Here is a 15,287-nt window from a genome sequence, read left to right as displayed (position 1 = left end):
GAACGAACGGCGCCTGACGGCGGGAGACAACGATATGGCAGCAGTGGAAGTGAAAGTGCCCGACATCGGCGACTTCGATGAAGTCGCGGTGATCGAGGTGCTCGTGAAGGTGGGCGACACGGTCAAGGCCGAGCAGTCGCTCATCACGGTCGAATCGGACAAGGCGTCGATGGAAATCCCGTCGTCCACGGCCGGTGTGGTCAAGGAAATCAAGGTCGCCGTGGGCGACAAGGTGAAGGAAGGCTCGGTGGTGCTGGTGGTCGAGGCCGAGGGCGCGGCTGCCGCCGCCCCGGCACCGGCCGCTGCGCCTGCTGCCGCGGCACCCGCAGCGGCGGTTGCAGCGCCTGCGCCCGCCGCAGCCGCACCGGTGGCCTCGGGCCCGGTCGACATCAAGGTGCCGGACATCGGCGACTTCAAGGACGTCGCGGTCATCGAGCTGCTGGTGAAGGTGGGTGACACCATCGCCGCCGAGCAGTCGCTGATCACGGTGGAGTCGGACAAGGCGTCGATGGAAATCCCGTCGTCGGCCGCCGGCGTGCTGAAGGAACTCAAGGTCAAGGTCGGCGACACCGTCAACATCGGCGACCTGATCGCGGTGCTCGAAGGCGCCGCTGGCGCTGCGGCACCCGCATCGGCGCCTGCGCCGGCACAGGCCGCGGCTGCCGCGCCCGCTGCTGCAAGCGCCAGCGCACCTGCACCGGCCGCCGCCGCACCTGCTGCAGCCGCCCCGGCCCACCAGCCGACGTCGGCTCCCACCGGCAGCCTGCCGCACGCCTCGCCCTCGGTGCGCAAGTTCGCACGCGAACTCGGCGTGCCGCTCGAAGAGGTCAAGGGTTCCGGCCTCAAGGGCCGCATCACGCAGGACGACGTCCAGAACTTCACCAAGGCCGTGATGAGCGGCCAGGCCAGCACCAAGGCCTCGGCGGCCAAGGCGCCGGCCGGTGGTGGCGACGGCGCGGCGCTGGGCCTCATCCCGTGGCCGAAGGTCGATTTCACGAAGTTCGGCACCGTCGAGCGCAAGGACCTGTCGCGCATCAAGAAGCTCAGCGGCGCGAACCTGCACCGCAACTGGGTGATGATCCCGCACGTCACCAACAACGACGAAGCCGACATCACCGAGCTCGAAGCCTTCCGCGTCTCCACCAACAAGGAGAACGAGAAGTCGGGCATCAAGGTCACGATGCTCGCCTTCGTGATCAAGGCGGTGGTCGCGGCGCTGAAGAAATTCCCCGACTTCAACGCCAGCCTGGACGGCGACCAGCTCGTCTACAAGCAGTACTACAACATCGGCTTCGCGGCCGACACGCCCAACGGGCTCGTGGTGCCGGTGCTGAAAGATGCCGACAAGAAGGGCATCCTGCAGATCAGCGCCGAGATGGGCGAACTCGCCAAGAAGGCGCGCGACGGCAAGCTCGGCTCGGCCGACATGCAGGGCGGCTGCTTCTCGATCAGCTCGCTCGGCGGCATTGGCGGTACGCACTTCACGCCCATCATCAACGCCCCCGAAGTGGCCATCCTCGGCCTCTCCAAGGGCCAGATGAAGCCGGTGTGGGACGGCAAGCAGTTCGTGCCGCGTCTCACGCTGCCGCTGTCGCTGTCGTACGACCACCGCGTGATCGATGGCGCCCTGGCTGCGCGTTTCAACGCCTACCTGGGCCAGGTGCTCGCGGACTACCGTCGTATTCTTCTATGACCCCCCGAGCACCTGCGGTGCTCCCCCCTGAGGGGGGCGCCTCCCTTGGGGCGGCCCGGCGGGAGGCGCTATGACCACCGTAGTGGCCGTCCGAAAGGGTGGCCAGGTCACGATGGCGTCAGACTCGCTGGTGACCTTCGGCGACACGCGCATGTCGCACAACGCCGAAGCGAACCAGAAGATCTTCACCGTCGAGGATGCCGCGGGCCAGAGCCTGTTCGCGGTGGCGGGCGCCGCCGCGCACCAGCTGGTGCTCCAGCATGCGTTGGCGGCCCAGCCGCGCGAGGCGCTGCAGTTCGGCAGCAAGCACGAGGTGTTCCACACCTTCACGCAGCTGCATCCGGTGCTGAAGGACTCGTTCTTCATGCAGACCAAGGAAGACGAGCACGAGCCCTACGAGTCGAGCCAGTTCACGATGCTGCTGGCCAACCCGAGCGGCATCTACGGCATCTACAGCTACCGCGAGGTGTTCGAGTTCAAGCAGTATTGGGCCATCGGCTCGGGACGCAGCTTCGCGCTCGGCGCCATGCACGCGGCCTATGACAACAAGTCGCGCAACGCGCGCGACGTGGCGGAGGCGGGCATCGCCGCCGCCTGCGAATTCGATCGCAATTCGGCCCTGCCGGCCGACGTTCTCACACTCAAACTGAAAGTGTCCAAATGAGCGAACAACACATCAAGGTGCCGGACATCGGCGACTTCGACGAAGTCGCGGTGATCGAGGTGCTGGTCAACGTCGGCGACACGGTCAAGGCCGAGCAGTCGCTCATCACGGTCGAATCGGACAAGGCCTCGATGGAGATTCCCTCGTCGGCAGCCGGCGTGGTGAAGTCGCTGGCTGTGAAGGTCGGCGACAAGGTCAAGCAAGGTTCGGTCGTGCTGACGCTCGAAGTCGACGGGGCCGCCGCGCCTGCGCCGGCTGCTGCAGCGCCCGCACCTGCGGCGGCAGCTGCGCCCGCGCCCAAGGCGGCTGCACCGGCTCCGGCCGCCGCAGCGCCCGTGGCGGCGTCCAGCTACGGCGGCAAGGTCGATGTCGAATGCGACGTGGTCGTGCTCGGCGCCGGCCCCGGCGGTTACTCGGCCGCCTTCCGCGCGGCCGACCTCGGCCTGAAGGTCGTGCTCATCGAACGCTACGCCACGCTCGGCGGCGTGTGCCTGAACGTCGGCTGCATTCCGTCGAAGGCGCTGCTGCACGTCGCGTCCGTCATGGACGAGGTCAAGCACTTCGCCGACCTCGGCGTGAGCTTCGCGCCCCCCACGGTCGACCGCGCCAAGCTGCTCGGCCACAAGAACAAGGTGGTGGGCAAGCTCACCGGCGGCCTCACGGCCATGGCCAAGATGCGCAAGGTGACGGTGCTGCGCGGCGTGGGCAACTTCATCGACCCGTACCACCTGGAAGTCGAAGAGACCTCCGGCACGAGCTGGGACACCACGGGCAAGAAGCAGACCGTCAAGTTCCGCAACGCGATCATCGCGGCCGGTTCGCAATCGGTGAGCCTGCCCTTCATGCCGAAGGACCCGCGCGTGGTCGACTCGACCGGTGCGCTCGAAATGGGCACCGACCCCAAGCGCATGTTGGTTTTGGGCGGCGGCATCATCGGCCTCGAGATGGGCACGGTGTATTCGACGCTGGGCGCGCGCCTCGATGTGGTCGAAATGCTCGACGGCCTTATGCAGGGCGCCGACCGCGACCTGGTGAAGGTCTGGCAGAAGATGAACGCGCCGCGCTTCGACAACATCATGCTCAAGACCAAGACGGTCGGTGCCGAAGCCACGAAGGAAGGCATCAAGGTCACCTTCGAGGGTGAGAACGCGCCGAAGGAGCCGCAGGTGTACGACCTCGTGCTGCAGGCCGTGGGCCGCAGCCCGAACGGCAAGAAGATCGGCGCCGAGAAGGCCGGCATCGCGGTGAGCGACCGCGGCTTCATTCCGGTCGACATCCAGATGCGCACCAACGTGCCGCACATCTTCGCGATCGGCGACATCGTGGGCCAGCCCATGCTGGCGCACAAGGCGGTGCACGAGGCGCACGTGGCGGCCGAAGTCATCGCTGGCGAGCAGAAGGGCGACAAGGAGCTGTCCAGCGCCGCCTTCAACGCCCGCGTGATTCCCAGCGTGGCCTACACCGACCCTGAAGTGGCATGGGTTGGCCTCACGGAAGACCAGGCCAAGGCCGAAGGCATCAAGGTCAAGAAGGGCCACTTCCCGTGGACCGCGTCGGGCCGTGCCATCGCCAACGGCCGCGACGAAGGCTTCACCAAGCTGCTGTTCGACGCCGAGACGCACCGCATCCTGGGCGGCGGCATCGTCGGCACGCATGCCGGCGACATGATCGGCGAGATCGCGCTGGCCATCGAGATGGGCGCGGACGAGATCGACATCGGCAAGACCATCCACCCGCACCCGACGCTGGGCGAAAGCATCGGCATGGCGGCGGAAGTGGCGCACGGTACGTGTACCGACCTGCCGCCGGCGAAGAAGGCGGCCTGATCGAGAGGCGCTACGGCGCCTGTCGAGCGCCCACAAAAAATCCCGCCGCGGCGGGATTTTTTTCGTCCGGGATTCGGGGGAGTTGAATCAGTCGCTGGCGTTGGCCATGGCCGCAGCCTTGACCTCGTCGCCCTGGCCGCTGAGCACGCGGCGGGCGCCGTCGAAGCGACGCTGCCAGTAGCTGCCGTTCATGTCTTCGACACGGACCTGGGCGCCGGAGCGGGGGGAGTGGATGAACTTGCCTTCGCCGACGTAGATGCCGACGTGGCTGAAGGTGCGGCGCATGGTGTTGAAGAACACGAGGTCGCCGGGCTTGAGCTGGCTGCGGTCGATCTTCTCGGTGGCGGCGGCCTGCTCTTCGGCGCGGCGCGGGAGCACGTGGCCCACCGTCTGGTTGTACATGGCGCGGACGAAGCCGCTGCAGTCGAAGCCGGATTCGGCGGTGTTGCCGCCGCGGCGGTAGGGGACGCCGAGGAAACCGATGGCGGTCACGACGAGGTCGGACGTGCGCTCTGCGACGGTCTGGCGAACCTGATGGAACTGGCCGACCAGGCCGCGTTCGGCAAGGATTCGGTCCATCTCATCCGATCGATCCTGTTGAGGGGGGGCGGCGTGGACAGCCACGGCGAACAGGAGGGATACGGGTAGGACGAAAAAACGCATGGCGCGTAGGATATTGATGACGCGCAGTTATGTCAATTTAATCTGAATTGTTGAATGCGTGCGTAAACCATTGATTTACATGAACTTTTTCGATCCGGCGGAAGAAAAAATGTAACGGTGAACGTTTATGCGGCATAAGGATTCGAATGTAAACGCCTCGGTCGATATGACTTTTCGGTCTTAAAAGTCGACATGTGCATTCCATTTGTTGTCAAGATGGCCTCAAATTCAGGAAATCTTCATGAACTTGCGAAATCTCTCCTTTCGTCGCTCCCTGGGAAGCCTCGTGGTGCTCGCTGGTTGCGGCCTGGCTGGCGCGGCCATGGCGCAAGTGCGTGCCGAAACCGTCACCTCCGGTCTTGAGAACCCCTGGGGCGTGGCCTTCCTGCCGGACGGGCGTTTCGTGGTCACCGAGAAGCCGGGGCGCCTGCGCCTGGTGGCGGCCGACGGCAAGCTGGGCGCGCCGATCCAGGGCCTGCCGCCCATCGCGGCGGGCGGGCAGGGCGGGCTGCTCGACGTGCTGGTCGACAGCGGCTTCGCGCAGAACCGCACCCTGTACTTCTGCTATTCGGAACCCGAGGCGGGCGGCGGATCGGCCAACAGCACCGCGCTCGCACGCGCCCGCCTGTCGGCCGACGGCACGAAGCTGGAAGCGCTGAAGGTCATCTTCAGCCAGAAGCCCAAGGTCGCGAGCCGCGCGCACTTCGGCTGCCGTATCGTCGAGGCCCGCGACGGCAACCTGTTCCTCACGCTCGGCGACCGCTTCAGCCGCAAGGACGATGCGCAGACGCTCGACAACCACCACGGCAAGGTGGTGCGCATCGCCAAGGACGGCAGCGTGCCGAAAGACAACCCCTTCGTCGGCAAGCCGGGTGCGCTGCCCGAGATCTGGAGCTACGGCCATCGCAACAGCCAGGGCGCGACGCTCGCGCCGGACGGCCGCTTCTGGATGACGGAGCACGGCCCGCAGGGCGGCGACGAAATCAACATCCCGCGCGCCGGCGTCAACCATGGCTGGCCGGTGATCACCTATGGCGAGAACTACGGCGGCGGCAAGATCGGCGAGGGCATCACCCGCAAGGACGGCATGGAACAGCCGCTGCACTACTGGGTGCCGTCGATCGCGCCCTCGGGCATGGCCTTCCTCACCAGTGATCGCTACGGCGCCGGCTGGAAGGGCAACCTGTTCGTGGGCTCGCTGAAGTTCGGCTACCTCGACCGCATCGAGTTGAAGGGCGACAAGGTGGTCGCCGAGCACAAGCTGCTGGCCGATGGCCGGGCCCGCATCCGCGACGTGAAGCAGGGGCCCGACGGCCTGCTCTATGTACTCACCGACGAGTCGGACGGCAAGCTGCTGCGTCTGCGGCCGAACTGACCGACGCCTCAGCCGGGGCAGCCCGGCAGCGGCAGCGTCGGCAGCAGGCGGCGCCAGAGCCGCCGCCACTCGGGCCAGTCGTGCCCGCCGTCGGTCGTGACCACGCGCTCCGCCGGCAGCGCCCCGGCCAGCAGCCGGTGGCTGAAGGCGAAGCGGTCGTCGAGCGCGTAGCCCAGGTACAGCGGCGGCCGGTCGCCGAAGGTGCGGGTGTGGCCGACGTAGCCGCGCAGCCATTGCCACAGCTGCGTGTCGCTGGGCGTGCGCGGGTCGCTGCCGGGTGGCGCTTCGAGCGGGCCGCGCCAGCGCGCCACGCCGCCGGCATTGGCGATGTCCTGGCTCAGCACGCGTTCGCCCAGGTAGGGCGCCAGCACGACCAGGCCCGCGAGATCGCCAGGATGTGTCTGGGCATACAGCAGTCCGCCGAAACTGCCGACCGAGATGCCCGCGATCCAGATCGCCTTGTAGCCCTGGCGACGCGCCGGTGCGATCACGTCCCGATCCAATCGATCGAGGATGGTCTTGTTCCGGTAGTAGCCCATGTGGGCATCGACGCGCAGGGTGTCGACCGCGAGCCGGTTCTCGTTCAGCGCGTCGATGAAGCCTTCGCGCACGAACTCCTCGGGCGCCGAGTAGGCGCCGGGCAGCAGCACGACCAGCGTGTCGGCGCTGCGGGTGCAACTGCTCTTTTCCAGTGTGGTGGCCAGCGGGGCCTCGGCGGCGCGCAACCCGCCGCAGCCGGCGAGCAGCAGCAACGAGGCGGCGCCGAAGAGCAGGGCGAGGCGGCGGCGCAGGAGCGACAGGGTCTGCATCCGCCGGAGTCTAGGTGCGCGACACCGGAATTGGCAGGTCGACCATCACAGGCTGCCCCGGCACGGTACAGCCGGTGTCGCAGCACTTGCCGGGCTGGCGGTTCTTCGTGATGGCGCGGCGCGGGTCGTGCGGCGCGGCGGCCGGCGTGCCGTCGGCCGCGATGCCGCGCTCGAGCAGCCGCTCGACCAACTCGACCTTCGAGCCCACCGGGTAGTTGCGCCAGATCTCCTGCTTCATCGCCGCCGGCGAGCCGCCGCCGTGCAGGCTGATCACGCTGTACCAGCCGCCCTGATAGCCGGCCGTGAGGTCTTCGATGAAGCGGGCCGTCTCGATGCGCTGCTCGTAGGGAATGGCAGGGTTGGCGCGCAGCACGTCGGACAGGCGTGCCGCCGTCTCGGGGTTGTGGTCTTCGTCCGGGCCGGGCAGGGTGACGATGAGCCCGCCGCTCACGTAGTGGGCGATGCGGTGCATGTCGTAGATCTTGGTGGCCAGCAGCAGTTTGCCGATGTTGCTGAACACCGGGTCGGGCATGAAGACCTCGCAATGGTCGTCGGCCTTGCCGTAGACGCTGGCCGCCACGCCGCAGGCAAAGAAGCTCTCGGTGAGGGTGATGAGTTCGACCATCTGCTCGCGCAGGTGGCTCTCTTTGCCGGGGTCGAAGCCGTTGGCCTCGCACATCAGCGCGCCGGCGCCGATCAGCAGGTCGCCGAAACCGGCGCGGGCGGCGATGCAGCTGTGGCGGTGGTGCGTGGCGTAGCTGTAGGTCAGGTGGCCCGAGTGCTCCCATTCGCCGGCGTAGAACACGCGCTCCCACGGCACGAACACGCGGTCGAACATGCACACGCCGGTGCTCTGGCCGTACTTGCGGCTGAACAGGGCGTCGCCGTGCTCCAGCTTCTCGCCGGGTCGCCCGGCCGGCCGCGCGACGATGGTGAGGCCGGGCGCATCGAGCGGCACGGCGCAGCAGACGGCGAAGTCGGCGTCTTCCTTGCCTATGTTGCGGCAGGGCATGACCAGCAATTCGTGCACATACGGCGCGCCGGTCACGATGGCCTTGGTGCCCGAAATGACAATGCCGCGCGCATTGCGCTCGACCACGTGCAGGTAGCTGTCGACGTTCGCCTGCTCGTGCGGCCGGCGGCTGCGGTCGCCCTTGGCGTCCGTCATGGCGACGCCCAGGGTCAGGTCCTGGTCCTGGATGCGGTGCAGGTAGTCGTGAAAGCGGGCCGTGTGCTCGGTGCTGCCGCGCGCGTCGTCGATGCGCGCCGACACCTGGGCGATGGCGTTGAGTGCGTCGTGCGTCAGGTAGCGCTGGGCGCAGCCGGTTTCCTGGCAGACCAGCCGCACGGCCTCGAGCTTGTTGAGCAGGTCGCCCGAACTCGTGTTGATGTGCGAGAGCCGGTTCACGCGCTTGCCGCTGGTGTGCTGCACGGCGGTCATGAGCGGCGCGTACTCGGACTTGAGCGCGTGGTCGTAGGTGAGGGCGATGGCGTTGATGCCGGGCTGGAAGGCGGGCTCGTCGGCCACGCTGGCGACGCGGCGGCCGTCGACGAACACGGTGGGCGTGTAGCGGCGCAGCGATTCACGGTAGTCGGCGCCGGACATGAGGATGGCGTCGGAAGGCGGGGCATTCATGCGTGTTGTCTCCAGGGGCTCGTGGGGGTTTTGGGGCTGTTGGCGTGAAGATTTAAACACTGTTCAATATTTAGATCAACGTTCGAAAAAATGATCGACGACCAGATCGAGGGCTATAGTCCCGCCCATGCACGCCAAGCTCCAACGCCGCCAGACCCTCACCGCCGCCCGCCGCGCCCTGGTGCTCGACGCCGCCCGAACGGTGTTCGCGGAGGCCGGCATCGAGGGCGCGAGCATCCGGGAAATCGCCAAGAAAGCCGGCTACACGCCGGGCGCCATCTATTCGTACTTCGAGAGCAAGGAGGCGATCTACGCGGCCTTGCTCGACGAGTCGCTGCTGCGCCTGCAGGCCGCCGTGGCCGAGGTGGCGGTGTCCGAGCGTCGGCCCGACCAGACCCTGGCCGCCAAGGCCCAGGCCTGGTTCGACTTCTATGCGGCGAACCCGCGCGATCTCGACCTCGGCTTCTATCTGGTGCATGGCATGCGGCCCCGGGGACTGACGCACGCGCTCGACCACGAACTGAACGACCGCCTCTACGACGCCCTGCGCCCCTGCGAGGAGGCGCTGCTCGCCCTGGGCCTCGATGCCGACCTCGCGCAGCAGGAGAACACGGCGCTGTTCGCGCACGGCGTCGGGCTGCTGCTGATGCAGCACACGGGGCGCATCCGCATGTTCAGGCAGTCGGCGGATGCGCTGTTCAAGACCTACCTTGCGCAGCTGGTGCAGCGATCTTCCCCGGTAGCAACGGCGGACGATCCCGCGAAACCCTCTCTTTTCGGTGGTACGGTTCAGTCCAGTTCAACCGATACCTGAAAGAAGAAGTCCATGCTGCTCGACGCCACGCAATCCCAACTCGTCCTGGTCGATTACCAGGCGCGGCTGATGCCGGCGATCTTCGAGGGCGAGGCGGCGGCGCGCAACGCGGCGCGCCTGGGCCAGATGGCGCAATGGGTCGACGTGCCGGTCTGGGGCACCGAGCAGAACCCGTCCAAGCTGGGCGAGAACCTGCCCGAGATCCGCGCCTTCTGCCGCAAGACGCTGGCCAAGATGCATTTCAGCGGCGTGGAAGAGGGGCTCGGCGAATGGCTGCGCCCGCCCGCCAAGGCGGCGCCGCAGGGCAATGCCCGCAGCCTGCCCAAGCATCTGCAGAAGCCCCCGGCCGCGGCCGAGGAGCGCAACACCATCGTCATCGCCGGCTGCGAAGCCCATGTCTGCCTGCTGCAGACCGCGCTCGACCTGCTCGAGGACGAGTTCGACGTGTGGGTCGTCACCGACGCCTGCAGCTCGCGCACCGAGCGCAACCGCGACGCCGCCTTCGACCGGCTGGCCGGCGCCGGTGCCGAGCTCGTGACCACCGAGATGGTCGGCTTCGAGTGGCTGCGCACCGCCGAGCACCCGGCGTTCCGCGACCTGCAGGCACTGATCCGTTAGTCCGCTGATTCACTGAATTGCTGTGAAGGGCGGCCCGGCAAGGGGGCCGCCCGGATTGCCGCGGCTGTCAGCTTCCCGCAAGATCGGTCCCCATAATTATGAATTCAGTTTCGGCGTCGAGCCTGAAACGGAGCCCATACAACAGGAGACAGATCCCGATGAGCCGCTATGAAGAGTTCTACCGCCAGTCCGTCGACGCGCCCGAGGCCTTCTGGGCCGAGCAGGCGAAGCTGATCGACTGGCACACGCCCGCGCAGCAGATCCTCGACGCCAGCCAGCCGCCGTTCGCGCGCTGGTTCGTCGGCGGCACCACCAACCTGTGCCACAACGCCGTCGACCGGCACCTGGCCGATCGGGGTGACCAGCCGGCGCTGATCTTCGTGTCGACCGAGACCGGCGTCGAAAAAAGCTACAGCTTCGCCGAGCTGCATGCCGAGGTGCAGCGCACCGCCGCCAGCCTCGTCGAACTGGGCGTGGGCAAGGGCGACCGCGTGCTCATCTACATGCCGATGATTCCCGAGGCCGCCTTCGCGATGCTGGCCTGCGCGCGCATTGGCGCCATCCATTGCGTGGTGTTCGGCGGCTTCGCCAGCGGCTCGCTGGCCACCCGCATCGAGGACGCCGAGCCGAAGGTGGTCGTGAGCGCCGACGCCGGTTCGCGCGGCGGCAAGGTCATCGCGTACAAGCCGCTGCTCGACGAGGCTATCTGCCTGTCGAAGCACAAGCCCGAGGCCGTGCTGCTGACCGACCGGGGCCTGGCGGCGATGACGCTGGTGGCCGGCCGCGACCATCTGGCGGGCGAGCTGAGACACAAGCACCTGAATGCACAGGTGCCCTGCACCTGGCTGGCCTCGACCGACATCAGCTACACGATCTACACGAGCGGCACCACCGGCAAGCCCAAGGGCGTGCAGCGCGACGTGGGCGGCTATGCCGTGGCGCTGGCCGCGAGCATGAAGCACATCTTCGATGGCCGGCCCGGCGAAACCTACTTCTCGACCAGCGACATCGGCTGGGTCGTGGGCCACAGCTACATCGTCTACGGCCCGCTGATCGCGGGCATGGCGACCATCATGTACGAGGGCCTGCCCACGCAGGGCATCGACCAGCAGCCCGACGGCGGCATCTGGTGGCGCCTGGTCGAGAAATACAAGGTGACCGTGATGTTCAGCGCGCCCACCGCCGTGCGCGTGCTCAAGAAACAAGACCCGGCGCTGCTCAAGAAATACGACCTGTCGACCCTGCGCGCGCTGTTCCTGGCCGGCGAGCCGCTGGACGAGCCGACCGCGCGCTGGATCAGCGACGGCCTGGGCGTGCCGATCATCGACAACTACTGGCAGACCGAGTCGGGCTGGCCGATGATCACCATCGCCAACGGCGTGGAAGCCAAGCCCAGCAAGTTCGGCAGCCCCGGCGTGCCGATGTACGGCTACCGCATCAAGATCCTGCACGAGTCGACCGGCGAAGAACTCACCGGGGCGAACGAGAAGGGCGTGGTCGTGGTTGAGGGCCCGACGCCGCCGGGCTTCATGCAGACCGTGTGGAAGGACGACGCCCGCTTCGTCAACACCTACTGGAAGAGCGTGCCGGGCAAGATGGTCTATTCGACTTTCGACTGGGGCATCCGCGATGCCGACGGTTACTTCTACATCCTGGGCCGCACCGACGACGTGATCAACGTCGCCGGCCACCGGCTGGGCACGCGCGAGATCGAGGAGAGCATCTCGGGCCACGCCAACGTGGCCGAGGTGGCGGTGGTCGGCGTGGCCGACACGCTCAAGGGGCAGGTGGCGATGGCCTTCGTCGTGCCGAAGGACGGCCTGGCTGTGACCGATGCCGACGCGGCGCTCAAGCTCGAGGGCGAGATCATGAAGGTCGTGGCCGACCAGCTCGGCGCCCTGGCGCGGCCCGCGCGCGTGCGCTTCGTGAGCGGCCTGCCCAAGACCCGCAGCGGCAAGCTGCTGCGCCGGGCGATCCAGGCCGTCTGCGAGCAGCGCGATCCGGGCGACCTGACCACCATCGACGACCCGGCCACGCTGCAACAGATCAAACAGTTACTGTCCGCCACCTGACCGCAGGCGCGAATCGGGGTAGGGTTGCGGGCCTTGCGCAGCCGCGTTCTGTCGTCATATGGTTGACGTGGCACAATGCCAAGGTACTCAGGCCCTTCCCCAGCCACAGTCGCATCCGCCAATCGGTCCAGCCGTGTCGCGGAAGGTTTCTTAACCAACTCGTGCTTCCTCCAGGGAAGCGAAGGTCAGCGGATCATGAGCGATTCCTCTACGCCCACGGCGTATACCGCCTATCAAGGCAACACCTACCTCTTCGGCGGCAATGCGCCCTATGTCGAGGAGATGTACGAAAACTACCTCGCCAACCCCGGCAGCGTTCCCGACAACTGGCGCACGTATTTCGACGCCCTGCAGAACGTTCCCGCCGCCGACGGCACCAGCGCCCGCGACGTCCCCCACCTGCCGGTCATCAACGCCTTTGCCGAGCTGGCAAAGCAGGGCACGACCAAGGTCGTGCAGGCCAGCGGTGCCGACTCCGAACTCGGCCGCAAGCGCACCGCCGTCCAGCAGCTGATTGCTGCCTACCGCAACGTCGGCGCCCGCTGGGCCGACCTCGACCCGCTCAAGCGCGCCGAGCGTCCCGCCATCCCGGAACTCGAGCCCTCGTTCTACGGCTTTGCCGACGCCGACCTCGAGACGGTGTTCAACACCAGCAACACTTTCTTCGGCAAAGAGACCATGTCGCTGCGCGACCTGCTCAATGCCTTGCGTGAAACGTACTGCGGCACGATGGGTGCCGAGTACATGTACACCACCGACCAGAACCACAAGCGCTGGTGGCAGCAGAAGCTCGAAAGCGCCCGCACCAACCCGAAGCTCAGCGCCGAGCAGAAGAAGCACGTGCTGAACCGTCTGACGGCCGCCGAAGGCCTCGAGCGCTTCCTGCACACCAAGTACGTCGGCCAGAAGCGCTTCTCGCTCGAAGGCGGCGAAAGCTTCATCGTCTCGATGGACGAGCTGATCAACCAGGCCGGCGTCAAGGGCGTGCAGGAAATCGTGATCGGCATGGCCCACCGCGGCCGCCTGAACGTGCTCGTGAATTCGCTGGGCAAGATGCCCGCTGACCTGTTCGCCGAGTTCGACCACACCGCCCCCGAAGACCTGCCCTCCGGCGACGTCAAGTACCACCAGGGCTTCAGCTCGGACGTGACCACCCCCGGCGGCCCGGTTCACCTGAGCCTGGCGTTCAACCCCTCGCACCTGGAAATCGTGAACCCCGTGGTCGAAGGCTCGGTGCGCGCCCGCATGGACCGCCGCGGCGACCCGCTGGGCAAGCAGGTGCTGCCCGTGATCGTGCACGGCGACGCCGCCTTCGCAGGCCAGGGCGTCGTGATGGAAACGCTGGCGCTGGCCGAAACCCGTGGCTACTCCACCGGCGGCACGGTGCACATCGTCATCAACAACCAGATCGGCTTCACCACCAGCGACCCGCGCGACAGCCGCTCGACGCTGTACTGCTCGGACATCGTCAAGATGATCGAAGCGCCGGTGCTGCACGTGAACGGCGACGATCCCGAAGCCGTGGTGCTCGCCACCCAGTTCGCCCTGGATTTCCGCATGGAATTCCAGAAGGACGTGGTCGTCGACATCATCTGCTTCCGCAAGCTGGGCCACAACGAGCAGGACACGCCTTCGCTCACCCAGCCGCTGATGTACAAGAAGATCGCGGCCCACCCCGGCACGCGCAAGCTGTACGCCGACAAGCTGGCCGCGCAAGGCCTGGGCGACACGCTCGGCGACGACATGGTCAGGGCGCAGCGCGCCGCCTTCGACGAAGGCAAGAACACCGTCGACCCCGTGCTCACCAACTTCAAGAGCAAGTACGCCGTCGACTGGAGCCCGTACCTCAACAAGAAGTGGACCGACGCCGGCGACACCGCCATTCCCTCCGCCGAGTGGAAGCGCCTGGCCGAGCGCATCACCAAGGCACCCGAGAACTTCACCGTGCACCCGCTCGTGAAGAAGGTGCTGGACGACCGCGCAGCCATGGGCCGTGGCGACGTCAACGTCGACTGGGGCATGGGCGAGCACATGGCCTTCGCCTCGCTGGTGGCCAGCGGCTATCCGGTGCGCCTGTCGGGTGAAGACTCGGGCCGCGGCACGTTCACGCACCGCCACGCCGTGCTGCACGACCAGAACCGCGAGAAGTTCGACACCGGCACCTACACGCCGCTGCAGAACGTGGCCGAGAACCAGGCCCCGTTCGTCGTCATCGACTCGATCCTGTCCGAAGAAGCCGTGCTGGCCTTCGAATACGGCTACGCCTCGAACGACCCCAACACGCTCGTCATCTGGGAAGCCCAGTTCGGCGACTTCGTGAACGGCGCGCAAGTGGTGATCGACCAGTTCATCGCCTCGGGCGAAGTGAAGTGGGGCCGCGTCAACGGCATCACGATGATGCTGCCGCACGGCTACGAAGGCCAGGGCCCCGAGCACAGCTCGGCACGCCTGGAGCGCTTCATGCAGCTGAGCGCCGACACCAACATGCAGGTGGTGCAACCCACCACGGCCAGCCAGATCTTCCACATCCTGCGCCGCCAGATGGTGCGCAACCTGCGCAAGCCGCTGATCATCCTCACGCCCAAGTCGCTGCTGCGCAACAAGGACGCGACCTCGCCGCTGTCCGAGTTCACCAAGGGCAGCTTCCAGACCGTCATTCCCGACAGCAAGGGCCTGAAGGCCGAGAAGGTCAAGCGCCTGATCGCCTGCTCGGGCAAGGTCTACTACGACCTGGCCAAGAAGCGCGAAGAGCAGGGCACCGACGACGTGGCGATCATCCGCGTCGAGCAGCTCTACCCGTTCCCGCACAAGGCGTTCGCCGCCGAGGTCAAGAAGTACCCCAACCTCGTGGACATCGTGTGGTGCCAGGACGAGCCGCAGAACCAGGGCGCCTGGTTCTTCGTGCAGCACTACATCCACGAAAACATGCAGGAAGGCCAGAAGCTCGGCTACTCCGGCCGTGCCGCCTCGGCATCGCCGGCCGTCGGCTACTCGCACCTGCACCAGGAACAGCAGAAGGCGCTGGTCGATGGCGCATTTGGCAAGCTCAAGGGCTTCGTGCTGACCAAGTAAGAACCGTCCCTTTTCACACGAACACCCTCAAGAACAAAACGGAGC

The 15,287-nt window shown here is 66.8% G+C and carries 11 protein-coding genes; 8 read left to right on the top strand and 3 right to left on the bottom strand.

From position 1 onward, the window contains the following. The first annotated feature begins 34 nt into the window (after positions 1 to 34). The 3 genes from aceF (at position 35) to lpdA (ending at position 4,183) form a co-directional block, all read left to right on the top strand. Positions 35 to 1,693, top strand: a complete 1,659-nt coding sequence (gene aceF / locus AC07Q9_RS13795; protein ID WP_495310104.1) for a dihydrolipoyllysine-residue acetyltransferase — start codon at positions 35 to 37, stop codon at positions 1,691 to 1,693. 70 nt (positions 1,694 to 1,763) lie between these two features. Continuing rightward, positions 1,764 to 2,357 (top strand): MFS transporter, encoded by a 594-nt coding sequence (locus AC07Q9_RS13790; RefSeq protein ID WP_495310102.1) that lies wholly within the window; start codon positions 1,764 to 1,766, stop codon positions 2,355 to 2,357. Next, the gene (gene lpdA / locus AC07Q9_RS13785; RefSeq protein ID WP_489058410.1) at positions 2,354 to 4,183 is read left to right on the top strand and encodes a dihydrolipoyl dehydrogenase; all 1,830 of its coding nucleotides are present in this window, start codon (positions 2,354 to 2,356) and stop codon (positions 4,181 to 4,183) included. The genes AC07Q9_RS13790 and lpdA overlap by 4 nt, the downstream gene beginning before the upstream one ends. A gap of 87 nt (positions 4,184 to 4,270) precedes the next feature. Here the strand turns inward: lpdA and AC07Q9_RS13780 are convergent, their stop codons facing one another. Beyond that, complete coding sequence (locus AC07Q9_RS13780) at positions 4,271 to 4,846, bottom strand: C40 family peptidase (protein WP_489058409.1); 576 nt, start codon at positions 4,844 to 4,846, stop codon at positions 4,271 to 4,273. 241 nt (positions 4,847 to 5,087) lie between these two features. Here AC07Q9_RS13780 and AC07Q9_RS13775 point away from each other — a divergent pair, with 241 nt between their 5' ends. After that, positions 5,088 to 6,221: a PQQ-dependent sugar dehydrogenase gene (locus AC07Q9_RS13775; RefSeq protein ID WP_495310101.1), complete on the top strand. Its 1,134-nt coding sequence runs from the start codon at positions 5,088 to 5,090 to the stop codon at positions 6,219 to 6,221. Positions 6,222 to 6,229: 8 nt separating this feature from the next. Here AC07Q9_RS13775 and AC07Q9_RS13770 read toward each other — a convergent pair whose 3' ends face one another. Together AC07Q9_RS13770 and AC07Q9_RS13765 are read right to left on the bottom strand one after the other, a co-directional pair. Further along, a complete protein-coding gene (locus AC07Q9_RS13770; RefSeq protein WP_495310100.1) occupies positions 6,230 to 7,030 on the bottom strand; it encodes an alpha/beta hydrolase in 801 nt (266 codons plus the stop codon). Positions 7,031 to 7,040: 10 nt separating this feature from the next. Further along, entirely contained in the window at positions 7,041 to 8,666 is a 1,626-nt protein-coding gene (locus AC07Q9_RS13765) for a 4-hydroxyphenylacetate 3-hydroxylase family protein (protein WP_495310099.1), read from the bottom strand. A gap of 127 nt (positions 8,667 to 8,793) precedes the next feature. Here AC07Q9_RS13765 and AC07Q9_RS13760 point away from each other — a divergent pair, with 127 nt between their 5' ends. The 4 genes from AC07Q9_RS13760 (at position 8,794) to AC07Q9_RS13745 (ending at position 15,242) form a co-directional block, all read left to right on the top strand. Beyond that, positions 8,794 to 9,480, top strand: coding sequence for a TetR/AcrR family transcriptional regulator (locus AC07Q9_RS13760; RefSeq protein WP_495310097.1), 687 nt, complete (start codon positions 8,794 to 8,796; stop codon positions 9,478 to 9,480). Positions 9,481 to 9,492: 12 nt separating this feature from the next. After that, positions 9,493 to 10,098 (top strand): isochorismatase family protein, encoded by a 606-nt coding sequence (locus tag AC07Q9_RS13755; protein ID WP_062480816.1) that lies wholly within the window; start codon positions 9,493 to 9,495, stop codon positions 10,096 to 10,098. Positions 10,099 to 10,196: 98 nt separating this feature from the next. Beyond that, a complete protein-coding gene (locus tag AC07Q9_RS13750) occupies positions 10,197 to 12,170 on the top strand; it encodes a propionate--CoA ligase (RefSeq protein ID WP_495310095.1) in 1,974 nt (657 codons plus the stop codon). Positions 12,171 to 12,365: 195 nt separating this feature from the next. Further along, a complete protein-coding gene (locus tag AC07Q9_RS13745; protein WP_495310094.1) occupies positions 12,366 to 15,242 on the top strand; it encodes a 2-oxoglutarate dehydrogenase E1 component in 2,877 nt (958 codons plus the stop codon). The last annotated feature ends 45 nt before the right edge of the window (positions 15,243 to 15,287 follow it).

The sequence above is a fragment of the Variovorax sp. GW821-FHT09A10 genome (assembly GCF_059418385.1).
This window is presented reverse-complemented; position numbering and strand designations above follow the sequence as displayed.